Genomic DNA, 23,664 nt, shown 5'->3' on the forward strand with positions numbered 1-23,664 from the left:
CCCTAGATATCGAGATCCTTGGCGAAGGCCGCGTTTTCCTGGATGAAGCGGAACCTGGCGTCGGCTTTCGTGCCCATCAGGCTGTCGACGGTTTTCCGGGTCTCCGTCGCATTTTCCTCGTCGACCTCGACCCGCAGCAGCGTGCGTACCGACGGGTTCATGGTCGTTTCCTTCAGCTGCTGGGCGGACATTTCACCCAGGCCCTTGAAGCGGCTGATCTCGATCTTTCCGCGACCGGCGAACTCTGATTGGACGAGCTCGTTCTTGTGGGCATCGTCACGCGCATAAAGCGTCTTGCCACCCTGGGTTATCTTGTAGAGCGGGGGAACGGCGAGGAACAGGTGCTGGCCTCGGATCAGTTCCGGCATCTCCTGGTAGAAGAAGGTGATCAGCAGCGAGGCGATGTGGGCACCGTCCACGTCGGCGTCCGTCATGATGATGACCCGCTCGTAGCGCAGATCGGATTCGCGGTATTTCGAACGGACCCCGCAACCCAGCGCCTGGATCAGGTCGGCGATCTGCTGGTTGGCCACGAGCTTGTCGCGTCCGGCACTGGCGACATTCAGGATCTTGCCGCGCAGCGGCAGGATCGCCTGGGTCTTGCGGTCACGTGCCTGTTTTGCCGAGCCGCCGGCGGAATCGCCCTCGACGATAAAGAGTTCCGCGCCTGCGGCCGAATTCTGGCTGCAGTCGGCTAGCTTGCCCGGCAGGCGCAGCTTGCGCACGGCGGTCTTGCGGTTGACTTCCTTTTCCTGGCGTCGTTTGAGGCGCTCGTCCGCGCGGTCGATCACCCATTCGAGAAGGGCGTTGGCTTCCTGGGGAGAAGCTGCCAGCCAATGGTCGAAGGCGTCGCGCAAGGCCTGTTCGACGATGCGCTGGGCTTCCGTGGTCGCAAGTCGATCCTTCGTCTGGCCAACGAATTCCGGTTCGCGCACGAAGACCGACAGCATAGCGGCGGCGGAAATCATCACGTCATCCGTCGTGATGACCGAGCCGCGCTTGTTTCCAACCAGTTCGGCATAGGCCTTGAGGCCCCGGGTCAAGACGGTACGCAGGCCGGCTTCGTGGGTGCCGCCTTCAGGGGTCGGAATGGTGTTGCAGTAGGAATGCACGAAACCGTCGCCGCCATGCCACGTGACCGCCCATTCAACCGAGCCGTGACCGCCCGGGCGCTCGCTTTTCCCGGCAAAGATGTTGGACGTGACCCGCTGCTCAGGGCCAAGGCTAGCTTCCAGATAGTCCTTTAGGCCGCCCGGGAAGTGGAACACCGCCTTCGGGGGCGTCTCGTCCTTTTCGCCAAGCAGTTCAGGTGCACAGTTCCAACGGATCTCCACGCCGCCGAACAGGTAGGCCTTCGAGCGTGCCATCCTGTACAAGCGAGCCGGCTCGAATTTCGCGTTCTTGCCGAAAATTTCGGCATCGGGGTGGAAACGGACCTTCGTGCCGCGACGGTTCTGAACCTCGCCGATGTCCTCCAGGGATGTTACCGGCAGACCGCGCGAAAAGCGCTGGCGATACAAGCGGCGCCCGCGGGCCACCTCGACTTCAAGATCGTCCGACAGCGCATTGACCACGGACACGCCAACGCCGTGCAATCCGCCGGACGTCTCGTAGACCTTGGAATCGAACTTGCCGCCGGCATGCAAGGTTGTGAGGATGACCTCGAGCGCCGACTTGTCCTTGTATTTTGGATGCGGGTCTACGGGTATGCCGCGGCCGTTGTCGGTGACCGAAACATAGCCGTCAGCACCGAGCGTGACTTCGATGAAGGTCGCGTGGCCGGCAACAGCCTCGTCCATCGAGTTGTCGATCACCTCGGCAAAGAGGTGGTGCAAGGCCTTGTCATCCGTGCCGCCGATATACATGCCGGGGCGCCGCCGAACCGGCTCCAGCCCTTCGAGTACCTCGATAGCGGATGCGTCGTATTCGCTCGTCTTTTCGATGGCGGCCTTCGTCTTGCGTGATGCAGGGGCATCGGAGGCCGCTGCCTTTTCGGTAGGCCGTGGCTTCGGCGTTTCCTGGTAGCCGCTGAAAAGATCGCTGTTGTCGTCCATTGCCATTGTCAGTCGTCGGTGGAGGGGCGAATCACATTCGGAATATTGCACGCGGGGATGCCAGACGCGAACAGGTCTGGTGCTATGCCGCGCGGTTTTACGCTGGTTTAACCACAATCCCGATTAGTGAGAATTAGAGACAAGGGATTTCCCTAATATTTATCGTTCTCCGCCATTGTAACCCGAAAAGTGGGGAAAACTGGCATCCGCAAAGCGGAAAAGGCGGGGGCTCAATTGAACAAGAAATTCCTGGTCATGGGGGGGATCGCCATTGTCTTTGGCGGCATGTCGATCGTTGCGGCCGACTTTTGGCTGAAAAGCAATGTCCGCACGGTGGTCGAGACCGTGGAGACGCAGGGCGGCGATGCTTCCGAGGTTGAGTTTACCACAATCGTCGTAGCAGCTGAGCCGATGCGCTATGGCGCGCTGATCGATCCGGGCATGGTGAAGGAGATTCCCTGGCCGAAAGACAGCCTGCCGAAAGGCGTGTTCAGGACAGTAGACGACATGCTTTCCGAGGGCGAGCGCACTGCCCTGGCGGCGATCGAGGCAAACGAACCGATCCTGGTCGGCAAGGTGACCGATCCGGGCGAGCGGGCGACGCTCTCGCGCCGTATCGAGGACGGGATGCGCGCGGTGACCATCCGTGTAGACGATATCTCGGGTGTTGCAGGTTTCGTGGTGCCCGGCGACCGCGTGGACATAGCACTGACGCGCACTTTCACGATCAAGGGTGATGCAAACGACACGAGCGCGGGGGAAATCGCGCCGATCGAGGTGTCGCCGGTGGGAGACCGGACCTTCACCGGTGATCCGGATTCCTTCGTGGCGACGACGATCATACTCGAAAAGGTGAAAGTCCTGTCCATTGACCAGATAGCAGACGAGCGCCAGTCCGATCCGGTGGTCGTGCGGGCGGTGACGCTGGAAGTCGATACAGCCGGCGCCAAGGTGTTGGCCGCCGCGCAGTCGGCGGGGGCGCTTTCTTTGCAGTTGCGCAGCGCGGGTGACGTCGATGACGACGAGCTGGCCATGCCGTCGCATGGTATCGACGACTCTTTCACCTCGTCATTTTCGACCGAACCGGTAGCCTCGACCGCGAAGGTGACGGTCCGGCGCAATGCCGAGGTGCAGACCTACGATGTCCGGAACGAAGGAGCGGTGCAGTGATGAAACGTTCGCACCCTTTCTTGAACGCTTTCTTCGGGATACTTGCCGCAGGGGCTGGCCTTGCGGCAGTAGCGCCGTCCGACGCCGCGCTGGCGGACGCCAATGTGATCAACATCACGTCCGGCGGAACGCATCTGATCACCGTGGAGAAGGGCAAACCCAAGACCATCCGTACGCAGAACGCCTTCCACGAGATTGTCGTCGGCGATCCTGAAATCGCCAATGTGCAACCGCTGACCAACCGGTCCTTTTACGTCCTGGGCGTATCTGCCGGCACGACGGGCATTGCGCTCTTCGATGCGCAGAAGCAGTTGATCGGTTCCGTTGACATCGAGGTTTCGGTCGACACGACGCGATTGAAGTCGGCAATCCGGCAGAACGTGCCCGATGCGGATATCAAGGTCACAACCACCAACGGCCAGGTCGTGCTTTCCGGCGATGCGCCGGACCAGGTCTCCGCCGACCGGGCGAAGGAGATCGCCGCCAAATTCGCCGGCAGCGAGGAGGAGATCATCAACTCGGTGAATATTACCTCGTCGCAGCAGGTTCAGCTCAACGTGCGTTTTGTGGAGATCAACCGGAACGCGGGCCATGAGCTTGGGGTGGATATCAACCGGCTGAGCTACGATTCCGAAACGAGGTACAAGGATCGGGGGGCGGTCGGCTATTCCTCGATCGGCAATTTCTTTGGCGCCGCGATAAGTGGCGGGCTCAATGTCGATGTAGCGATCAAGGCGATGGAGAAACGCGGGGTCGCGCGACGGCTGGCCGAGCCGAACCTCGTGGCGCGGTCGGGAGAAACCGCCAGCTTCCTGGCCGGGGGCGAATATCCGATAGCCATAACCGACGATGACGGGAAGGTGACCGTAACCTACAAGAAGTTCGGTGTAGGATTGGAATTTACTCCAACGGTACTGAAGGGCGGCTTGATTTCGCTGGAGATCGAACCCGAAGTGTCGTCCATCGACCAATCCTACGATTCCTTCGGCTATCCGGTGTTTTCCGTGCGCCGCGCCAAAACCTCGGTCGACCTGAAGAGCGGTCAGAGCTTCATGATGGCGGGGTTGTTCCAGGTCGAAAGCGATGTCGCGCGGGATAACCTGCCCGGTGCGCGCAAGCTTCCGGTTATCGGCGCGCTGTTCTCTAGCAAGGAGTTCCAGCGCAAGGAAACCGATCTTGTGATGATCGTTACGCCTCACCTGGTACAGCCAATCCAGCCTGCCACGCCGGCTACAACGCCGCTCGACGGCTCGCGTCCGGCGACCGAGTTCGAAAGTACGATCCTTGGTGTCGATGAAATGCGTTCCGCTGCCATCGCGAAGACCGCGGACGGCATGCCGGCCATGCGGACAAGCGGGCATATCCTGACCCTCGATCTGGATCAGTAGGTGCGACCATGCGGTTAGTTTCCAGAATTATCGTTCTTGCTCTGGCAGGTGTTGCGTCTTGCGGGTGCATGTCGACCACGGAGGACCGGGACCTGGAGGGCATCACGCTCGGCGCGGGTAACTCGGTCGCGGCAAACAGTGCGTTGCAAATCATCGACCCGTGGCCGTCCGGCGTGCAGGACACCGACCTCGTCGTGCCGGCGGAGCGCGGTGGTACGGAAGCGACCGGTAACGGCGGCTCGAACGCCGGAAGTGGCGCGACGACATCGCTCGCCGAGTGAGAAAGATGCTGAAGAATACAGTGTAACCAACTGTAAAAGAAAAGAAAAATGACCGACGCCAAGCCAAGGAACAACACGGTCGTACTCGTCTCGACCGACAGGCAGTTTACAGCGACGACGCAGACGGCGTTCTCGGTGTCGGATGCGATCACGCTGGTCACGATCGACAAGGACGTGACCGAACTGCAGGGCGAGATCAGCGATACCGAAGCTGGCACGATCATCATAGATATCGACGAGGCCAATCTCGAGCGCCTCGAGGCATTGCAGCGGGTAACGCGCCGGCTGACCGATCGGGTGCCTGTGATCGTGGTGGCCAGCAGCTGCGAGCCGGCGATGGTGCGCATCGTGGTGCAGCTGCATGTCGCCGACTTCCTGGTCAAGCCGGTGTCGACGACCGACCTTGTGCGTTCCTGCATTAGGGCGCTTAAGGGGATGGACAAGAACGAGGCCGGCGAGGCGGACATCAGCGCCTTCATGCCGGTCGCGGGCGGTGTCGGCAACACGACGATCGCGCTGCAAACCGCGTTTCTGTTGCATCGCTCGGCCACGCGTGCGGCTTCGACCTGTGTCGTCGATCTCAATTTCCAGAACGGTTCGTGCGCCGAGTATCTCGACCTCGAGCCGCGCTTCGACATCACCGAGATCGAGAACCAGGTGGAGCGTCTCGACCGGCAGTTGCTCGACGCGATGCTGTCCAAGCATTCATCCGGCCTCGCGGTGCTGGCGGCGCCGAACATGCCGATGGAAATGCGATCCTTCGATGTCGATGTCGTGATCCGCGTGCTCGATCTCGTCTCTGCCTATTTCGACAACGTGATCATCGACGTGCCGCGCACATGGTTTCCCTGGACCGAAACGGTGTTGCGTGGCTCCAACCATGTCTACCTGACGGCGGAGATGACGGTGCCCTGCCTGCGTCACACGCAGCGGCTGCTGCACGCAATCGAGACGGAGATCGGCAAGGAGGTAAAGCCGCGTGTCATCGTCAACCGCTTCGCACAGAAGGGGCTGGAAGGCGGAGGCGTGCGCGCTGAGGATGTCGAGGAAGTGCTCGGCGAGCGCTTTGCGGGCGGGATATCGAACAACTATCGGCTCGTTCGCGAGGCCGTCGACCGCGGCGTGCCGCTGCATGAGATCGATGCCCACGCCAATGTCGTTCTCGATCTCAAGCGCATCATCCTGCCGGATGAAATGCAGCTCGAGAGCAGCCGCAAGCGCGGGCTTCTCGGGCTGGGCAGGGAACTTCTGAAGAAGGCAAGCTGAAGGGGGACGGCCATTCCGGTCGGCAACGGAATGTCGAAGGGGATCGGGTAACACGATGCAGAGCAGGTTCACACAGCTCAAGACGCGCGGCGAGACATCGGCCAGCCCGGCACCGGTGGCCGAGGAGAAGCCGGTCGTCATACCCAACAAGAGGGCGGCGAAGCCGGCTCCCGTGCGGGCCGCGCCGAAGGCCAAGGAACGCACGCTCGACGCGCGCGTGAAACTCCACCGCAAGCTGATCGAGGAAATCAACCTCGTCGCCCTCGAGTCGCTGCCGCCGGATCGCATGCGCGAGGAAGTCCAGACCTTCGTGACCGACTACGTGCGCACCGAAAGGCTCGCGCTCAACGCCGCGGAAGTGGAGTCGCTCATCGATGACCTGGTCGACGAGCTCGTCGGGCTCGGTCCGCTCGAGCCGCTGCTCAAGGATCCGACCGTCAGCGACATCCTGATCAACGGCCACGAGAACTGCTTCGTGGAGCGCGGCGGGAAGCTCGTGCAGGAGGCCATCCCGTTCAAGGACGAGGCCCACCTGCTGCGGATCATCAACAAGATCGTCGCCGCAGTGGGGCGCCGCATCGACGAGTCGCAGCCGATGTGCGATGCGCGCATGCTGGACGGCTCGCGCTTCAACGCGGCCATTCGCCCGATCGCGGTCGACGGCCCGCTGGTCTCGATCCGCAAGTTCTCCAAGAACAAGCTCGGCCTGCACAAGCTGGTCGAATTCGGCGCCCTGACGCAGCCGATGGCCGAGGTTCTCGCCGCAGCGGTATATGCGCGGATCACCACGATCATCTCCGGCGGTACCGGCACCGGCAAGACGACCATGCTCAACGCGCTCTCGGCTTTCATTTCCGAGGACGAGCGCCTCATCACCATCGAGGACGCGGCCGAGCTGCAGCTGCAGCAGCCGCACGTGGCGCGCATGGAAACGCGGCCCGCCAATTCCGAGGGACTGGGCGAGATCCGGCAGCGCGATCTCGTCAAGAACGCGCTGCGCATGCGTCCCGACCGCGTGATCCTCGGCGAGTGCCGCGGCGAGGAAGCGTTCGACATGCTGCAGGCGATGAACACGGGCCACGAGGGGTCCATGGCCACGATCCACGCCAATACGCCGCGTGACGCCATTTCGCGCCTGGAACAGATGCTCGGCATGACGGGTATGCCGATGACCGTCGCGTCGATCCGGAGCCAGATCGCGAGCGCCATCGGCCTGATCGTGCAGCTGACGCGCCTCTCGGACGGCAAGCGCAAGGTGACCAGCGTCGCGGAAGTGACGGGCATGGAAGGCGACGTCATCCAGATGCAGGAGATATTTGCCTTCAGGCGTACCGGCATGACCGCTGACGGCTCGATCATCGGGCATTTCGAGGCCACCGGCGTCCGTCCGCGTTTCCTGGAGGAACTGCTCGCCATGGGCATCGAGTTCCCCGGAGATTACTTCGATCCGTCCAACAAGCAGGCAGGGTGACATGGAGCTGGACGAAGTCACGCTCTACATCGTCTATGCCTTCGCCGCGGGCGCCGGCATCATGCTGGCGGAGGCCGCCTACATGCTGTTGTCGACGGGCGCCGAGCAGCGGAAGGTGGTGAACCGTCGCATGCGGCTGCAGTCTAAGACGGTGAACCAGAAGCAGGTGCTGGTGCAGTTGCGCAAGGAACGCGGCCTTGACGGCGAAGCGACCCGCATCTCGCCGATGGCGGCGCTGCGCGAGCTGCGCATCCAGTCGGGCATGGTGATGCCGCTTCCGACGTTCCTCGCCATAACGTCGGCGATCGCGATGGCGATCGGCGTCGGCGGCGGGGTCTATGTCGGCAAGCCTGCCTTCGGCATCCTGGTCGGGCTGGCGCTGGTTCCGGCGATACCGGTTCTGTTCCTCCGGTGGATGCGCAAGAAGCGCCACAAGCGCTTCGGCGTGCAATTGCCGGAAGCGCTCGATCTCATCACGCGCGGCCTCAAGGCAGGCCATCCCGTGCCGGTCGCTGTTTCGATGGTTTCACGCGAGATGCCGGATCCCATCGGTACCGAGTTCGGTATCGTGTCGGACGAGGTGACATACGGATCCGACATGGTGACGGCACTGCGCAATCTCTATGAACGGGTCGGCCACGAGGACCTGCCGTTGTTCGTCACCGCCGTCTCGATCCAGTCGACGACCGGTGGCAACCTTCGCGAGATACTTGAGGGACTTTCGAACGTGATCCGCGAGCGTGGCAAGCTGCGGCGAAAGGTGAAGGCGATCTCCGTGGAAGGCAGGATGTCGGCCTATATCCTGACGGCGGTGCCGGTTCTCCTGGTGCTCGCGGTTCTCGTTCTCATGCCGTCCTATTACACGGACGTCGTGGACATACCCCTGACCTGGTATCTCGTCGGCGCCTCGTTCGGCTGGCTGGTCCTCGGCAATGTCATCATGTTCAAGATGGCCAGCTTCAAGTTCTAGGAGAAGCGTCATGGACCTGTCGGCATATGTCCTTCCTGCGGGCGCCCTGATCTCGCTGCTTGGCATCGGCGGCATCGCCTATTCCTTCATGCAGGATCGCCGGACAAAGTCGCATGTCCGTAACCGCCTTCACGTTCGCATCGAGGAGAACGACGTCCAGGCGGGCGAGGCGGCGAACGCTGCGGAGGAGCAGAAGCGCAGGGAAGCGGAAATCGCCGACAAGGCTGCGCGTAGGGCGGCGGAGTTCTATGCGTCGGCGGATCCCGAGAACGTGGTCCGGTTGCGCCAGACACTGATGCGCGCCGGCTATTTCGACCCGGATGCTGTCGGCAAGTTCTTCCTGATCCGGTTCGGGGCGATGGTTGCCGGTCTGGTTCTCGGCATCGTCCTGATTCTGACAATGCATGTGTCGCCCGTTTCGCAACGCGGCGTCATGATCCTCGCCGGACTTTCAATCGGCGGCTATTTCGTGCCGGCCTTCATACTGAAGCAGCAGGTCGCCCAGCGCGTCACCGAATACCGCAACGGATTTCCGGATTTCATGGACCTGATGATCGTCTGCGCGGATGCCGGCATGAGCCTGGAAGCAGCCATCGAGCGCGTTTCCAAGGAAATTCGTACGACCTATCCGCTCCTGAGCCAGAACCTCGTTCTGGTTTCGCTGGAATTGCGTGCGGGGCGCAGCATCAATGACGCGTTGAAAGCGCTCGGCGACCGCCTGGGAGTCGATGAAGTGCGTGCGTTCGCCACGCTGTTGCAACAGTCCAAGGAACTCGGCACAAGCCTGTCCGGCGCTCTGAAGGTGTTCTCGGAAGAAATGCGGCACAAGCGGATGTCGGCCGCAGAAGAGAAAGCACACGCGCTTCCGGCGAAAATGTCGATACCGGTCACCGTGTGCATCCTGCCGGTGGTGGTGATGATCGCGATCATTCCGATCATCGTTCGGTTCAATTCCTGAACCGGGTTTCGGAAGATTCTTCGGCCGACATTTGCAATTCGTTAGCCGCGTTTGTCGACCGCAGATTTACCCGCAACCTGTACCGTTTTGGAAAAGAGATCCGGGAAGCCGGACGGATCAAACGGGGACTGCAAATGATCAGGACGTCATCTCGGCTTTTGGCGGTTGTGCTGCTGGCTGGTGCGGTTGCCGGCTGCCAGACGGATTCCATCGACAGTGCTTTTGCGCTGGGCAACAACGCGAATGGCCAGGGCGATCTTGCCAGCCGCAAGATCGCGTTTGCCCGAAAGCAGTTTGCCGCGGGAAACTACGGACTTGCCGAGAAGAACTTCCGCCTTGCCGTCGAGGCAACGCCTGAAAATGGCGAGGCGTGGCTCGGCCTTGCGGCTGCCTACGATCAGTTGGGGCGCTTCGATCTCTCCGACCGCGCCTATGACCGGTTGATCAAGCTTGCCGGACGCAAGCCGGCGATCCTGAACAATCAGGGTTATTCCTACATCCTGCGCGGCGACATGGACAAGGCGCGCCGGATTCTCGCGGATGCGATGGCGCTTGCGCCCGGCAATCCGATCATCGAGGGAAACTGGAAGCTCGCGACCGAAGGCTGAGCGACGACCTTGCATTGCTTCGAATGACATGGTCTATCCGGCGCGTCTGAAACGAGCCGGATGGATTTTTCGTGCGCGACATTCTTTCATTTGCCGACCCTGACGATCAAAAGCCCCGGGATCCGATGGCGAGCGCGCAGGCGAACATGCGCCGTCAGCTTCCCAAGCGGTTCTACGAGCAGGTCTCGACCGGTGAACGGGACGGTGCTTTCCACGTCCTGCTGGACGGGCGGGCCGTGAAGACTCCGGGAAAGAATGCACTGGCTTTTGCCACGGCGGGCGCCGCGGCGCTTGTCGCCAAGGAGTTCGAGGCACAGGGCGAGGAAATCGACCCGGCAACGATGCCGTGCTACCGGCTGGCAAACACCGCATTCGATGGCGTCGCGTCCGACATGCAATCCGTGCTGGAAGACATTTTGCGCTTCAGCGGGTCCGATCTGCTGTTCTACCGGGCAGACAGTCCAAGGGAACTTGTCGAGAGGCAGCGCAGATCCTGGGACCCGGTCGTGGAATGGGCCGAGCGGCTTGCGGGCATACAACTGAACCTCGCCGAAGGCGTCATCCACGTGGAGCAGCCGCGGGAGTTGTTCACGGCGCTGGGCGTTCATCTTAAGGAGGTGGACGATCCCGTTGTGCTGGCGGCGATCCATTCCATGACGACCCTGACGGGGTCCGCCTTGCTGGCACTTGCCGTCAGGAAGGGCGAGTTGACCGCACGGGAGGCGTGGGATGCCGCCCATGTCGACGAGGATTGGAATATTTCGCAATGGGGTGAAGATGCCGAGGCAAAGGAGCGCAGGACCCGGCGCTGGGCGGAGATGGATGCCGCCGACCGCCTGGTAAAGGCACTCGCCGGCTAGAAGAGGCCTAGTCCCTTCAGGCTGACGTGACCCGATTTGCCGATGATTATGTGGTCGTGAACGGTGACGTTCAGGGGCACGCCGGCTTCGGCAATTCTTTTCGTCATGTCGATGTCCGCGCGCGATGGCGTCGGATCACCTGACGGATGGTTGTGAACCAGGATGATGGCGGTCGCCGCCAATTCGAGGGCCCTGCGCATCACCTCGCGTGGATAGACCGGCGTGTGGTCGACGGTACCCACCTGCTGGACCTCGTCGGCAATCAGGGCGTTCTTCCTGTCGAGAAACAGGATGCGGAATTGCTCCCGGACCTCGTGCGCCATCGTTGCATTGCAGTAGGCGATGACGGCATCCCACGAGGAAAGCACCTCGCGCCTGATGATCTCGGTCTTCAGCATCCTTTGTGCAGCCGCGGCCACGATCTTCAGGTCGGTTGCTACCTGTTCCTTGACGCCGGGAACTTCCATGAGCCGTTTGGGATCGGCACCGAGCACCGCCCCGAACGAACCGAACCGGTCGACGAGAGCCTTCGCAAGCTGTTTGGTGTCGCGGCGCGGAACGGAGCGGAACAGGAGCAGTTCCAGGAGTTCATAGTCAGCGAATGCTGTCGGGCCGGCGTCCTTGAAGCGCGCGCGCAGGCGCTCACGGTGACCGGCATGGGGCGAGGGCGCCTTTCGGGGCTTTGCAGGCGCGGCCTCCGCGCGCGGGCGTGGTACGATCGGAGGGGCGAACTCTCCGAGAAATATGTGCCGTTCGTCGGGTTCGTCTGCCATGCTTGCCCCCGTTTCGGCGACATGCCCGTGACGACAGGTTAATCGGGCAGGCCGGGACGGTCGAGACCCTTCGGCGACAGCGTGAAAATCTCGCAACCGTCATCGGTAACGCCGACCGTGTGCTCGTATTGTGCCGTCAGGCTGCGGTCCCGCGTGACTGCGGTCCAGCCGTCGGAAAGTACCTTAACGTGTGGGCGGCCAAGGTTGATCATCGGCTCGATGGTGAAGATCATACCCTTCCGCATCTCGATGCCCTCGTCGGCACGCCCGTAGTGCAGCACGTTCGGCGCGTCGTGGAACAGCCGGCCGACGCCGTGGCCGCAGAAGTCCCGAACCACGGAACAGCGGGCGGCTTCGGCGTGTTTCTGAATCGCCTCGCCGATCGCTCCCATGCGCGCACCCGGCTTGACGGCCGCGATACCGAGCATCAGGCATTCGTGCGTGACCTCCATCAGGCGTTCGGCGGCGCGCTTGATCTCCCCGACGGGATACATGCGCGACGAGTCGCCGTGCCAGCCGTCAAGCACGTAGGTCACGTCGATATTGACGATGTCGCCCTCGCGCAGCGGCTTGTCGTTCGGAATGCCGTGGCAAACCACGTGATTTATCGAGGTGCAGCAGGACTTGGTATATCCGCGATAGTTGAGCGTTGCCGGGATGGCGCCGTTGTCCATTCCGAATTCGAAGACGAAGCGGTCGATCTCGTTCGTGGTCACGCCGGGCTTGACCCTGTCCACCAGCTCGTCGAGCGCCCGGGCCGTCAGCTGGCAGGCTCGCCTCATCCCCTCGAAAGCTTCCTCACCATGCAGGCGGATCTGGCCGGTGTTCTTTACCGGCGCCAGTTCGGCTTCGAGATAGGTTACCATGAACGCGCTCCGATCGCGGCAGTTCATTCCCCGAGGGGAATGGTCTTTTCCGGAATGATTTCGTTTGGGGTGATTTGGCACCGAATGGCAAAAGCTTCAACCCCGGCGGATGCCGCGCGGTCGAAGGCGGCGCAATAGGCCGGGTCGAGATCGCGGCAGAGCCTCAGCTCCGAACAGTCGCTTCGCTGGACCAGGTAGACCATCGCGGCACGATGGCCGGCGCGCACCATATCGGCCATTTCATCCAGGTGACGGGCACCGCGAGCGGTCACGGTATCGGGGAATTCCGCGAGGCCCGGTATGCGCATCATGTGCACGTTCTTGACCTCGACATAGGCAAGGCCCTTCGCCGGATCGCTGAGAAGAATGTCGATGCGGGATTTCATTCCGTATTTCTGCTCGCGCTTCAGTTCCGCGAAATCCGCGAGATCGGCGATCATGCCGGCACGGATCGCTTCCTCCACAAGCCGGTTCGGCAGGCCGGTATTAACGCCGACCATGGTCCCGTCTGCTTCCACGATTTCGAGCGTATGGCGGTATTTGCGTTTCGGGTTGTCGGAAGTGGACAGCCAGACACGCGAACCCGGATCGGTCAGCCCCATCATCGAACCGGTGTTGGGAACCGCGCAGGTGACAAACGTGCCATCCTCGAGGTGCACGTCGGCGAGGAAGCGCTTGTAGCGCCGTTCAAGACGGCCGGGAACGAGCGGGGCTGGAAACTTCACGTGCGTTCGCGGACATATGAACCCGGTGCGTCCTCCAGCGGTTTCAGCTTGCCGCCGAGCTTCTTTCGCGCGGGTACCCTTTCGTCATCGTGCTTCTCTATCCATGCCTGCCAGTGCGGCCACCACGAGCCCTCGGTCATCTTCGCCTTCTTTATCCATTTGGACAGTTCGCCCGCGACCTTCGGTCCCGACCAGAACTGGTACTTGTTTCGGTGCGGCGGATTGATGACCCCGGCGATGTGTCCCGAGCCGCCCAGCACGAATGTCACCTTCGAGCCGAAGCATTTCGAGCCCTCGAATACAGAGACAGCCGGGGCAATATGATCTTCCTTGGCGGCGAGATTGTAGATCGGGATTTTCACGTCCGCGAGTGATACCGGTGCGCCGTGAAGAACCATCTTCGCGTTTGCCAGGTTGTTCTCGTGATAGCAGTTGCGCAGGTAGAAGATATGGTTCGCCGCGCCCATGCGGGTGGCGTCCGCATTCCAGTATAGCAGGTCGAAGGGCATCGGCTCTTTGCCCTTCATGTAGTTGTTCACGACATAGGGCCAGACAAGGTCGCCGGAGCGCAGCAGGTTGAACGCGGTCGCCATCCTCGATCCGTCGAGATAGCCGTCGCGCCGCATCTGGCGCTCCAGCGATTCCAGCTGGTCCTCGTCCACAAATACCTTCAGGTCGCCCGCATTGGTGAAATCCACCTGCGTCGTGAACAGCGTTGCCGTTGCGATACGGTCGTCGCCCTCGCGGGCGTACAAGGCCAGCGCGGCCGCAAGCAGGGTGCCGCCGACGCAATAGCCGATCGCGTTGACCTTCTTTTCGCCTGTCGCCTTTTCCACCGCGTCGAGGGCGAAGGTGATCCCCTCGTCGATGTAGTCGTTCCAGTCCTTGTCGGCGTGTTCCTTGCGGGGATTGACCCAGGACATCACGAAAACCGTGTGGCCCTGCTCGACGGCCCAGCGCACGAAGGATTTTTCCGGGTTCAGGTCGAGGATGTAGAACTTGTTGATCCAGGGCGGGCAGATCAGGAGCGGGCGCTTGAGGACCTTGTCGGTAAGCGGCGCGTACTGGATGACCTCCACCAGATCGCTTCGCGCGATCACCTTGCCCGCGCTGACGGCGATGTTCTCGCCCAGCGTGAACGCGGAGCCGTCGGCCTGGCGGAGCTTCAGGTCGCCCTTTCCGGCCTCGATGTCCTCGGCCAGCATCTTCATGCCGGCGACGAGATTGGCGCCGTTCGATGCCACGGTTTCCTTGAATATCTCCGGATTGGAGACCATGAAGTTCGAGGGCGATGCCGCGTTGGCCAACTGCCGGACGTAGAAGGACGCCTTGTGGCGGGTGTGCTCGTCCAGCGTCTCGGCATTCTCGACGAGATCGACCGCCCATTTCGAGGTTACCAGGTAGGTCTGCTTGAGGAACGAGAAGAACGCGTTGTCGCGCCAATCGTCGTCGGTGAAGCGACGATCGCCTTTTTCGGGCAATACGACCTCGGAAGCGGACGGATCGCCCATCCGCTTGATGGAATTGGACCAGATGTCCATGTAGGCTGAGAACAGCCGGGTCTGCGCCTCGATGGCGCGCTGCGGCTCCGACAGCCAGTATTCGGAAACTTTCGACAGGGTCTTGACGACATCGGCCATCGGCTCGGCCAGGGTGTCCGTCTTCTCGCCGGCCTCGCGCGGTTTGATCCATGCCGAGGCGGCGTGGCCAGCCTCCTCGATCATCCGGGCGAGATTGCGCGCGAAGGTTTCGGGGTCCCTTATGACATAGGCGTCGATCGGACTGCGGTCGCGAGGCTGGGTCGGCGCATCTTTCTTCTTTTCTGCCATTCCACTTTCGCCTCGAATTGCCAATTTCGCCCGTTGTTAACGGACTTCTTTGTGCCGCCATTTTATTTTGCATTGATGACACACGGCAAGCGGCGTGTCATGGGACCTTGGTCGGCTGCGATGGGCGTGTCCGACGGCGCCCATGAACCGAACCCGTAAAGGATGCCGCAAGGTAACATGAGCAGAGTTGGTATTACGTTACTGTCGTCAGGTTTTCTCGCGCTCTCCGGATGCGCCGGCGGGAACGCGATCGATCGCGCCGTGCCCCAAGCCGCGGCCGTCGAAAGCCTGACGCCGCTGCCCGATTCTGCGCAGCCGATGGGCGATGTCGCAGTGGTGGACGCTTCAGTCGCGGACGCGCCGCAGGCGATGATCCCTCTTGGGACCGGACAGCCCGCGCTGACGGGTCGGTATCCCAATATCAATGTCGAGCCGGGTGGCGCCGTGGCGCAGATGACCGATGCCGAACGCGATGCGCTTCTTCTGGAGATGCAGGCGCTGGCCGATGCGCAGGCGAAGGGTGGCGTTTCACGTGCGGATTACGAGCGCCGGCTGGCGGAACTGCGTCACCTGGCGGCGACGCATTCCCAGGCCGCGATAGACACGATCGAAGAGTGAACGCCTCAATTTCGACGAAAACGCTCTCTCGATTTCCGGATGCGAAAGCGCTATAGCGCCTTGAAATGCCGAGGAAACCGACAATGGAAGAATTTCACAAAGTCCGCCGCCTGCCGCCTTACGTCTTCGAACAGGTCAACCGGCTGAAGGCGACCGCACGCGCGGAGGGGCGCGACATCATCGACCTCGGCATGGGGAACCCGGACCTGCCGACCCCGACGGCCATAGTCGACAAGCTCGTGGAGACGGTGCGCGATCCGCGTACCCACCGCTATTCCTCCTCCAAGGGTATTCCGGGGCTGCGCAAGGCGCAGGCCGCCTACTACGCGCGCCGCTTCGGCGTGAAGCTCGATCCCGAGAGCCAGGTCATCGCGACGCTCGGCTCGAAGGAAGGTTTCGCCAACATGGCCCAGGCCATCACGGCTCCCGGCGACGTGATTCTCTGTCCCGATCCGACCTATCCGATTCACGCCTTCGGGTTCATCATGTCCGGCGGCGTGATCCGCTCGATGCCGGTCGAGCCCGACGACGGCTTCATACCGGCACTCGAACGTGCCGTGAAACACTCGATCCCGAAGCCGCTGGCCCTGATTCTCAACTATCCGTCGAATCCGACCGCGTTCGTGGCGACCCTCGATTTCTACAAGGAAGTGATCGCATATGCGCGCAAGCACGAGATCATCGTGCTGTCGGATCTCGCCTACGCCGAAGTCTATTTCGGCGACGAGCCGCCGCCCTCGGTGCTGCAGGTGCCGGGCGCCATGGATGTGTGCGTCGAGTTCACATCAATGTCCAAGACCTTCTCCATGCCCGGCTGGCGCATGGGTTTCGCGGTCGGGAACGAGCGGCTGATCGCTGCGCTGGCTCGCGTGAAGTCCTATCTCGACTACGGGGCGTTCACGCCGATACAGGTGGCCGCCACCGCCGCGCTGAACGGCGACGGTTCGGACATCGCGGAGGTCCGCGATACCTACCGCAAGCGGCGTGACGTGCTGGTCGAGAGCTTCCGCCACGCCGGGTTCGAGGTTCCCGCGCCCGAGGCCACCATGTTCGCCTGGGCGCCGATCCCGGAACCTTTCAAGGGAATGGGCTCGCTGGAATTCTCCAAGCTGCTGATCGAGAAGGCAGATGTCGCGGTATCGCCGGGCATCGGGTTCGGCGAACACGGTGACGGCCATGTCCGTATCGCCCTCGTGGAGAACGAGCACCGCATCAGGCAGGCGGCAAGGAACATCAAACGCTTCCTTGCATCGACGAACGGAAATTTGCACAACGTCGTCACGCTAAACGCCCGCCGCTGACGCGTGCGGGCATTTCATCGGTAACTTCACATCCGGAAGGGTGGTTTCATGAGCGAGCCGCTGCGCGTCGGTATTGCAGGACTTGGCACGGTCGGGGCGGCGGTCGCCCGGATACTGACTAACAAATCGAATTCCCTGCTGCACAGGTGCGGGCGTCCCATCGCGATCACCGGCGTCAGCGCGCGCGACCGAGACAGGGACAGGGGCGTCGATCTCTCGGGTGCCGAATGGTTCGATTCGCCGGTCGCGCTGGCGAAGTCCGACAAGATCGACGTGTTCGTGGAACTGATCGGCGGAGAAAACGGCGCGGCGCTGGACGGCATTCGCGCCGCATTGGAAAGCGGTCGGCATGTCGTGACGGCCAACAAGGCCTTGCTGGCCCGGCATGGCGTAGAAATGGCGCTGGCGGCGGAGGAAAGGGGACTGATCCTCAACTACGAAGCCGCCGTTGCCGGCGGTGTTCCGGTCATCAAGACGATGCGCGAGTCGCTGGCCGCCAACGATGTAGGCCGTGTCTACGGTATTCTGAACGGGACGGCCAACTACATCCTGACGCGGATGGAACAGGACGAAATCTCTTTCGAGGAATGCCTCGCCGATGCGCAGCGGCTCGGTTATGCGGAGGCGGATCCCACCTTCGACATCGAGGGCTTTGATACGGCGCACAAGCTTTCGATCCTGACGAGCCTGGCCTTCGGTACACAAGTCGCGATCGACGAGATTTATGTCGAGGGAATCAGCAACATCTCACTTTCCGACATTCACGCTGCGCGTGAACTCGGCTACCGCATTAAGCTTCTGGGCGTCGCCCAGCGGACGGCCACGGGGATCGAGCAGCGCGTTCATCCGACCATGGTTCCGCTCGGGTCGGTGATCGCGCAGGTCGACAGCGTCACGAACGCGGTCGCGATCGAGGCGGATACCGTCGGTTCGCTCCTGTTGTCGGGCCCCGGTGCCGGCGGCGATGCGACGGCATCGGCGGTTATTGGCGATATCGCCGATATCGCCAAGTCGCGCCCCGGTCACCAGGAGGCGCCGGTGTTCGGCCGTCCGGCGGAGGAGCTGGAGCCCTATCAGCGCGCGGAAATATCGACGCATGCCGGCGGCTACTTCATTCGGATGACGGTTCACGATCGCATCGGAGTATTTGCCTCACTCGCCGGCCACATGGCCGAAAACGGCATCTCGCTCGCATCGATCGTCCAGCACGGTTCGCCGAATGGCGAGGAGAATGCCATGAAAAATGTGGTACTTGTCACCCACGAGACCACCGAATCGCATATCCGCGCCGCCCTGGATGCCGTGCTGGCCGACGGGCACCTTGTCTCGAAGCCGCAGGTCATTCGCATCGAGCCAGCAGGCTGAAGCAGCTTCCTGCATCAAAATCGATTAGATCGGGATTTACTTCCAAAAGGCGGCTGTCGCGCTGTTGCGCGGGCGTGCGGAGTGCGTCTAAACGGATGCGAAAATCACGAGGGCGAGGATAACCGCATGAACGACAAGCCGAATACCGGTTCCAGACGAGCCGGGCTGACACGCGAACTCTCGCTGGAACTTGCGCGCGTGACCGAGCGGGCCGCGGTGTCGGCCGCCCGTCTGCGCGGGCGCGGCGACGAGAAGGCCGCGGACCAGGCCGCCGTTGATGCAATGCGTTCCGAGCTGAACCGCCTCGCAATTCGCGGCACCGTGGTGATCGGCGAAGGCGAGCGCGACGAAGCTCCGATGCTGTATATCGGCGAGGAGGTCGGATCCGGCACGGGGCCGGAAGTCGATATCGCGCTGGATCCGCTGGAAGGCACGACGATCTGCGCCAAGAACCTGCCGAACTCCCTGGCCGTCATCGCCATCGCGGAGAAGGGCGCGTTGCTGAACGCGCCGGACGTTTACATGGAGAAGATCGCCGTCGGCCCCGGATACCCGGCTGGGATCATCGACATCGATGCTTCGCCGGAAGACAATATCAACGCGGTTGCCAAGGCAAAGGGCGTGCCGGTCACTGAAATCGCTGCCTGCATACTCGACCGGCCGCGCCACAGCGCCCTGATCGAGGCGGTCCGCGCGACCGGTGCCGCCATCCGGTTGATCGGCGACGGCGACGTCGCCGGCGTCATCGACACGTCAGCGCCGGAAGAAACGGGGATCGACATCTACATGGGAATTGGCGGCGCGCCGGAAGGCGTGCTGGCTGCATCGGCCTTGCGCTGCGTCGGCGGCCAGATGCAGGGGCGATTGGTTCTCGATACCGACGAAAAGCTCGCGCGCGCGGAGCGTATGGGGATCGCCGATCCGAAGAAGGTGTACAGTCACCTCGAGATGGCGCATGGCGAGGTCATCTTCGCGGCGACCGGCGTTACAGACGGCAACATGATCGGCGGCGTCCGGTTCATGCGCAATTATATCCAGACCGAAACCATTGTCATGCGCTCGTCTTCCAAGACGGTTCGCGAGATCAAGGCCCGCCACCAGGACATGGACAAGTTCTGACGATGGATTGTCCTGCCGGCGGCTTGACGTCGCCGGCTGCGCGGCTCACATAGCCGCATGAGCTCGGCACCTGCTTTTCTTGGCGTGGAGCGCTCCGCCAAGGGGCGACGCTGGATCGATCGAATGACGCCTGCCCAGGCGCAGGTGGCGCTCGATATTGCGCAGCGCCACGGCATATCCGATATTCTTGCTCGGGTAATGGCCGGTCGCGGCGTTGCGGTGGATCGCGCGCTTGAGTTCCTCGACCCGACAATCAAGTCCCTGATGCCCGATCCGCGGTCGATCACGAACCTGGAACATGCCGCTACGCGGATCGCGGACGCGGTGAACAAGCGCGAGCACGTGGCCGTATTCGGGGACTACGACGTTGATGGTGCATCCTCGGCGGCGCTTCTGGCGCGTTACTTGCGCTTTTTCGGTGTTGAGACCGAGATCTATATCCCGGACCGGATATTCGAGGGTTACGGTCCCAATCCGAACGCGATGAAGGAGCTTGGCGCGCGGGCCTCGCTGATCGTGACCGTCGATTGCGGCACCAACAGCGCGGAAGCCTTCAATGCCATCGCGGGCCGGGAAGGCGACATCGTCGTGCTCGATCATCACCAGGTCGGCGGGCCGCTTCCGGAAGTCGCGGCCGTGGTCAATCCGAACCGGGACGACGACCTTTCGGGGCTCGGGAACCTGTGTGCGGCGGGCGTCGTCTTCATGACCCTTGTCGAGGTTTCGCGGCAACTGCGTGCCAGGGGCGTTTCGCCCTTGCCGGACCTGCTGGCCATGCTGGACCTGGTGGCGCTGGCCACGGTTTGCGATGTCGTTCCGCTTACCGGCCTCAATAGGGCGTTCGTCGCCAAGGGGCTGGTGGCCGCGCGCCATCTCGGCAATCCGGGCCTGGCGGCGCTGGCCCGCGTCGCGTCGATTGGCGAGCCTCTGAATCCGTTCCACTTCGGCTTCCTTATCGGACCGCGCATCAATGCCGGCGGGCGTATCGGAAACGCCGCGCTGGGGTCGATGGTGCTGAGCGAAAACGATCCGAACCGTGCTGCCGAGATCGCTGCGGAGCTCGACAGGCTCAACAAGGAGAGACAGGCCATCGAAACGCAGATGGTCGAGGAAGCCAAGGCGGAAGCCGAGCGCGAAATGGCGTCCGGCATGCCGCCGGCGGTGGTTGTCACTTCGAGCAGGGATTGGCATCCCGGCATTGTGGGGCTGATCGCCGCCCGCCTGAAGGAACATACCCGAAGGCCGGCGTTTGCGATTGCGCTGGACCCTTCAGGCAAGGGAACCGGGTCGGGGCGGTCCATTCCCGGATTCGATATGGGGAAACTCGTTCGCGGCGCCGTGGAGGCGGGCCTGTTGGTCAAGGGCGGCGGACATGCCATGGCGGCGGGCATTACGGTCGAGCAGGAAAGGCTCGGCGAGTTGCGCGCCTATTTCGAGGAGAAGGCGGCGGCAGCCGTGAGTTCCATTCTCGATAACGAGACGCAGGCTATCGATGCCGCAATGACCGCACGGGGCGCGACCGTAGAGATGATCGGCGAGATCGAGAAGGCCGGTCCCTACGGGGCGGGCAATCCGGAACCCGTTTTCGTGCTTCCGAACCACCGGATAGCCTCGTCCGCGGTGGTCGGAAACGGGCATCTGAAACTGCGGCTGATGGCCGAGGACCGTTCGCAGCTGGATGCGATCGCGTTTCGCGCGGCGGACAGCGAGCTGGGCCGTTTCCTGTCAGACAGGAGAGGTGCGCCGGTGCATGTTGCCGGTACGCTGTCCATCAATCACTGGAATGGCCGGAGAACGCCTCAGATGCGCGTTCTCGATGCCGCGTCGTCGCCCTAGCGCCCCGTCACAAATAAGGCCCGAGACGCCTTCCCGCTTCCAGATATGTCATCGGATTGACCGCCTTCTGGTTGCGACGCACCTCGAAGTGAAGATGCGGACCGGTCGATCGGCCGGTTGATCCCGATGCGGCTATCTTCTCGCCGGCCGCGACGGTCTGGCCGGGCTTGACGTATATCCGGCTCAGATGCGCATAGCGCGTCGTCAACCCGCCTGCGTGACGGATTTCTACCATGTTGCCGTATCCGCCATTGCGGCCGGCCCTGACAACGGTGCCGGAGCCGGCGGCGTATACCGGCGATCCGGTCTTCAAGGAAAGGTCGATACCGGAATGAAAGGCTGATTTTCCGATGATCGGGTCGCGGCGATATCCGAAATTGCTGGTTAATCGATGGCCCGGGGCGGGATTGGAAATCGGAAAGGCGCGGAGCTTGCCTCGAATGTTTTCGAGCGCCTCGAGTTCCCGGTTGAGTGCCTCCAGTTCATTCTCGAAGACTTCCGGAGCCGTATCTTCCACGCGCGCAGGAATGAATGGTCCCCCGGTTCCTTCGGTTTCGGGAGCGGGTACCTGCAGCGGCAGCCCGGCGTTTCTCGCGTCGGTGACGATCTTGCGGCGAAGGGCACGGGCCGACGATGCGAGGGCGCTGATCTGATTTATCTGGTCGCTTTCAAGGTCGTCGAGCGACGAGCCGAGCCGCGAAAGCGCGATAACTGGCGTCGTGCCGTCTCCGGGCGTTTCAGCCGGGCTCTCGGCGGCCGCCTGATCGGTGCCGGCACGTACCGGTGTCTGCGGTCGGAAGAGTGTGCGTTTCGAACCGTCGGGTTCTTCGCGGATCGCCGGAACCGGGATACTGGCCGGATCGAGCCTGCCTCCTTGGGGGGCGATGCCACTCGCACGGGCCTGGTCGAGGAGGGGGGCCAACCTCGAGCTTCGCTTTGCTAGGACCGACTGGCGCGAAAGCAGTTCGGCGACCTTCGTTTCCATGAGTTGCTGGTCCAGCAGCCGATAGGAGGTGATCCGATCGACCTGAGAGCGCAATGCGGCAATGCGGTCTTCGTAGGCATGTTGCATGCGCGCCTGGCGTGCGATCGCCGCGCCCAGCATGTCGTCGCGCAATACGAGATAGCTCGTCGCAAGCAGATAGCCTACGGCGACCGCGACGAGCACTGTCGCGAACAGCGCCGCAAGCCACGGACGGACGGTAAAATGACTGATCCGGTCGCCGCGGGCGATGATTATCGTATGAGGTTCTTTGCGTTTTCCGAAGACTGCAGTGTTACTCAAGGCAAACCATCGCGAATGCTGGATATGGCGTTGCCCGATTACACTTTATTAGGGTTAACAAAGCCCTTCCGTTACGTCTTACTCCGGACCTATCGCGACATGGCGGCCGATGACAGCGAGCGGTAGAAAAGCGGTGTCAGTCCGGCTGCAGAGCGCGCCCGATCATTGAAGGGAGGCTTTATCTGCCCGTGGAAGTGATCGCGGACCAGTGTGCGGAACCGATCTGCCGCGTTCACGCCTTGCCGGACGCAGAAGAAGCGGAACCACTTGGCACCGACGGCGACGTGAGTTTTCTCGTCATTGTAGATGACATCGAGTATCGCCGCCGTCTCCTCGTCGCCGAAAGACCGCAATTTGGCGGCAAGACCCGGGGTGACATCCAGACCGCGAGCCTCGAGTACAAGGGGGACAACCGCAAGGCGGGCGACCAGGTCGCCGCGCGTGTCCATCGCTGCCTGCCAGAGGCCATCATGGGCGGGCAGGTCGCCATAGTCGGCATCAAGCGAGCGGAGGCGGTCGCGCAGGAGGGTGAAGTGACGGGCCTCGTCGTCGGCGACCTGCATCCAGTTGTCGAAAAAACTTTTCGGTATCTGCATCGACGCGAAGCGGGCGACAATGTCGAGGGCGAGATCGATGGCGTTCAGTTCGATATGGGCGAGAGCGTGCATGAGGGCAATACGGCCGCGCACGGTATTCAGCGAGCGCTTCTTCAACATGCGCGGCGGCACGAGTTCGGGGCGATCCGGCCGGCCGGGGCGTGCCGGGACCGGCGGATCGGAAGGCGTGCGCAATGACAATGTCCGTTCGCGCCACTGGGCCTGGGCGCGGCGCGTGATGGCCACCTTGTCGTTTAGGTTCGCTGCTGCGAGGGCTTCGGTCGCTGCGGCACGAAGGCTTTCCGTCATCTTCCTGGCCTCGCCG

General features: G+C 62.4%; 21 protein-coding genes. 14 read left to right on the forward strand and 7 right to left on the reverse strand.

Annotated features, from left to right (window positions below):
- Positions 1–2 precede the first annotated feature (2 nt).
- On the reverse strand, positions 3–2,054 hold the full coding sequence (gene parE, locus HTY61_RS04570) for a DNA topoisomerase IV subunit B (RefSeq protein WP_175275679.1): 2,052 nt from the start codon (positions 2,052–2,054) through the stop codon (positions 3–5).
- Between the two features lie 234 nt (positions 2,055–2,288).
- On the opposite strand from parE, the gene cpaB reads away from it, so the two are divergent.
- From cpaB to HTY61_RS04615, 9 genes are all read left to right on the forward strand, one after another.
- Entirely contained in the window at positions 2,289–3,224 is a 936-nt protein-coding gene (gene cpaB, locus HTY61_RS04575) for a Flp pilus assembly protein CpaB (RefSeq protein WP_175275680.1), read from the forward strand.
- Positions 3,224–4,612 (forward strand): type II and III secretion system protein family protein, encoded by a 1,389-nt coding sequence (locus tag HTY61_RS04580; RefSeq protein ID WP_175275681.1) that lies wholly within the window; start codon positions 3,224–3,226, stop codon positions 4,610–4,612. The genes cpaB and HTY61_RS04580 overlap by 1 nt, the downstream gene beginning before the upstream one ends.
- 68 nt (positions 4,613–4,680) lie before the next feature.
- Entirely contained in the window at positions 4,681–4,893 is a 213-nt protein-coding gene (locus HTY61_RS04585) for a hypothetical protein (protein WP_175275682.1), read from the forward strand.
- 48 nt (positions 4,894–4,941) lie between these two features.
- Positions 4,942–6,159, forward strand: coding sequence for a CpaE/TadZ family protein (locus HTY61_RS04590; RefSeq protein WP_175275683.1), 1,218 nt, complete (start codon positions 4,942–4,944; stop codon positions 6,157–6,159).
- Positions 6,160–6,214: 55 nt separating this feature from the next.
- Positions 6,215–7,630, forward strand: coding sequence for a TadA family conjugal transfer-associated ATPase (locus tag HTY61_RS04595; protein WP_175275684.1), 1,416 nt, complete (start codon positions 6,215–6,217; stop codon positions 7,628–7,630).
- 1 nt (position 7,631) lies between these two features.
- Complete coding sequence (locus HTY61_RS04600; protein ID WP_246272927.1) at positions 7,632–8,600, forward strand: type II secretion system F family protein; 969 nt, start codon at positions 7,632–7,634, stop codon at positions 8,598–8,600.
- Between the two features lie 10 nt (positions 8,601–8,610).
- Positions 8,611–9,558: a type II secretion system F family protein gene (locus HTY61_RS04605; protein ID WP_246272928.1), complete on the forward strand. Its 948-nt coding sequence runs from the start codon at positions 8,611–8,613 to the stop codon at positions 9,556–9,558.
- 134 nt (positions 9,559–9,692) lie between these two features.
- Positions 9,693–10,166 carry a tetratricopeptide repeat protein gene (locus HTY61_RS04610; RefSeq protein ID WP_175275686.1) on the forward strand — a complete coding sequence of 158 codons (474 nt, stop codon included), beginning with the start codon at positions 9,693–9,695 and terminating at the stop codon, positions 10,164–10,166.
- 71 nt (positions 10,167–10,237) lie between these two features.
- Positions 10,238–11,026: an ATP12 family chaperone protein gene (locus HTY61_RS04615; protein WP_428978276.1), complete on the forward strand. Its 789-nt coding sequence runs from the start codon at positions 10,238–10,240 to the stop codon at positions 11,024–11,026.
- Here HTY61_RS04615 and radC read toward each other — a convergent pair.
- Genes radC through HTY61_RS04635 form a run of 4 tightly spaced genes read right to left on the reverse strand, consistent with a single transcriptional unit; the run spans position 11,023 to position 15,219 of the window.
- Positions 11,023–11,799, reverse strand: coding sequence for a RadC family protein (gene radC / locus HTY61_RS04620; protein ID WP_175275687.1), 777 nt, complete (start codon positions 11,797–11,799; stop codon positions 11,023–11,025). The two genes, HTY61_RS04615 and radC, sit on opposite strands and share 4 nt — an antisense overlap.
- 38 nt (positions 11,800–11,837) lie before the next feature.
- Positions 11,838–12,665, reverse strand: coding sequence for a type I methionyl aminopeptidase (gene map, locus HTY61_RS04625; RefSeq protein WP_175275688.1), 828 nt, complete (start codon positions 12,663–12,665; stop codon positions 11,838–11,840).
- 23 nt (positions 12,666–12,688) lie between these two features.
- Entirely contained in the window at positions 12,689–13,390 is a 702-nt protein-coding gene (gene sfsA, locus HTY61_RS04630) for a DNA/RNA nuclease SfsA (RefSeq protein ID WP_175275689.1), read from the reverse strand.
- On the reverse strand, positions 13,387–15,219 hold the full coding sequence (locus tag HTY61_RS04635; protein ID WP_175275690.1) for a PHA/PHB synthase family protein: 1,833 nt from the start codon (positions 15,217–15,219) through the stop codon (positions 13,387–13,389). The genes sfsA and HTY61_RS04635 overlap by 4 nt, the downstream gene beginning before the upstream one ends.
- 177 nt (positions 15,220–15,396) lie before the next feature.
- Here HTY61_RS04635 and HTY61_RS04640 point away from each other — a divergent pair, with 177 nt between their 5' ends.
- The 5 genes from HTY61_RS04640 (at position 15,397) to recJ (ending at position 21,458) form a co-directional block, all read left to right on the forward strand.
- A complete protein-coding gene (locus HTY61_RS04640) occupies positions 15,397–15,837 on the forward strand; it encodes a hypothetical protein (protein WP_175275691.1) in 441 nt (146 codons plus the stop codon).
- 83 nt (positions 15,838–15,920) lie between these two features.
- Complete coding sequence (locus HTY61_RS04645; protein ID WP_175275692.1) at positions 15,921–17,138, forward strand: LL-diaminopimelate aminotransferase; 1,218 nt, start codon at positions 15,921–15,923, stop codon at positions 17,136–17,138.
- A gap of 48 nt (positions 17,139–17,186) precedes the next feature.
- The gene (locus HTY61_RS04650) at positions 17,187–18,503 is read left to right on the forward strand and encodes a homoserine dehydrogenase (RefSeq protein ID WP_175275693.1); all 1,317 of its coding nucleotides are present in this window, start codon (positions 17,187–17,189) and stop codon (positions 18,501–18,503) included.
- A gap of 126 nt (positions 18,504–18,629) precedes the next feature.
- Complete coding sequence (gene glpX, locus HTY61_RS04655) at positions 18,630–19,622, forward strand: class II fructose-bisphosphatase (RefSeq protein WP_175275694.1); 993 nt, start codon at positions 18,630–18,632, stop codon at positions 19,620–19,622.
- 57 nt (positions 19,623–19,679) lie between these two features.
- A complete protein-coding gene (recJ, locus tag HTY61_RS04660; protein ID WP_175275695.1) occupies positions 19,680–21,458 on the forward strand; it encodes a single-stranded-DNA-specific exonuclease RecJ in 1,779 nt (592 codons plus the stop codon).
- Between the two features lie 7 nt (positions 21,459–21,465).
- Here recJ and HTY61_RS04665 read toward each other — a convergent pair whose 3' ends face one another.
- Complete coding sequence (locus HTY61_RS04665; protein ID WP_175275696.1) at positions 21,466–22,743, reverse strand: M23 family metallopeptidase; 1,278 nt, start codon at positions 22,741–22,743, stop codon at positions 21,466–21,468.
- Positions 22,744–22,832: 89 nt separating this feature from the next.
- On the reverse strand, positions 22,833–23,648 hold the full coding sequence (locus HTY61_RS04670) for a ferritin-like domain-containing protein (RefSeq protein ID WP_175275697.1): 816 nt from the start codon (positions 23,646–23,648) through the stop codon (positions 22,833–22,835).
- Between the last annotated feature and the right edge of the window lie 16 nt (positions 23,649–23,664).

Origin of the sequence: Oricola thermophila (genome assembly GCF_013358405.1) — a bacterium.
Classification (GTDB): Bacteria; Pseudomonadota; Alphaproteobacteria; order Rhizobiales; family Rhizobiaceae; genus Oricola; species Oricola thermophila.

Bases quoted from the DNA above. Each gene is read 5' to 3' on its own strand.
- parE (WP_175275679.1), bottom strand. From the start codon at position 2,054: ATGGACGACAACAGCGATCTTTTCAGCGGCTACCAGGAAACGCCGAAG.
- HTY61_RS04580 (WP_175275681.1), top strand. From the start codon at position 3,224: ATGAAACGTTCGCACCCTTTCTTGAACGCTTTCTTCGGGATACTTGCC.
- HTY61_RS04585 (WP_175275682.1), top strand. From the start codon at position 4,681: ATGTCGACCACGGAGGACCGGGACCTGGAGGGCATCACGCTCGGCGCG.
- HTY61_RS04590 (WP_175275683.1), top strand. From the start codon at position 4,942: ATGACCGACGCCAAGCCAAGGAACAACACGGTCGTACTCGTCTCGACC.
- HTY61_RS04595 (WP_175275684.1), top strand. From the start codon at position 6,215: ATGCAGAGCAGGTTCACACAGCTCAAGACGCGCGGCGAGACATCGGCC.
- HTY61_RS04600 (WP_246272927.1), top strand. From the start codon at position 7,632: ATGGAGCTGGACGAAGTCACGCTCTACATCGTCTATGCCTTCGCCGCG.
- HTY61_RS04605 (WP_246272928.1), top strand. From the start codon at position 8,611: ATGGACCTGTCGGCATATGTCCTTCCTGCGGGCGCCCTGATCTCGCTG.
- HTY61_RS04610 (WP_175275686.1), top strand. From the start codon at position 9,693: ATGATCAGGACGTCATCTCGGCTTTTGGCGGTTGTGCTGCTGGCTGGT.
- radC (WP_175275687.1), bottom strand. From the start codon at position 11,799: ATGGCAGACGAACCCGACGAACGGCACATATTTCTCGGAGAGTTCGCC.
- map (WP_175275688.1), bottom strand. From the start codon at position 12,665: ATGGTAACCTATCTCGAAGCCGAACTGGCGCCGGTAAAGAACACCGGC.
- HTY61_RS04635 (WP_175275690.1), bottom strand. From the start codon at position 15,219: ATGGCAGAAAAGAAGAAAGATGCGCCGACCCAGCCTCGCGACCGCAGT.
- HTY61_RS04640 (WP_175275691.1), top strand. From the start codon at position 15,397: ATGAGCAGAGTTGGTATTACGTTACTGTCGTCAGGTTTTCTCGCGCTC.
- HTY61_RS04645 (WP_175275692.1), top strand. From the start codon at position 15,921: ATGGAAGAATTTCACAAAGTCCGCCGCCTGCCGCCTTACGTCTTCGAA.
- HTY61_RS04650 (WP_175275693.1), top strand. From the start codon at position 17,187: ATGAGCGAGCCGCTGCGCGTCGGTATTGCAGGACTTGGCACGGTCGGG.
- glpX (WP_175275694.1), top strand. From the start codon at position 18,630: ATGAACGACAAGCCGAATACCGGTTCCAGACGAGCCGGGCTGACACGC.
- recJ (WP_175275695.1), top strand. From the start codon at position 19,680: ATGAGCTCGGCACCTGCTTTTCTTGGCGTGGAGCGCTCCGCCAAGGGG.
- HTY61_RS04670 (WP_175275697.1), bottom strand. From the start codon at position 23,648: ATGACGGAAAGCCTTCGTGCCGCAGCGACCGAAGCCCTCGCAGCAGCG.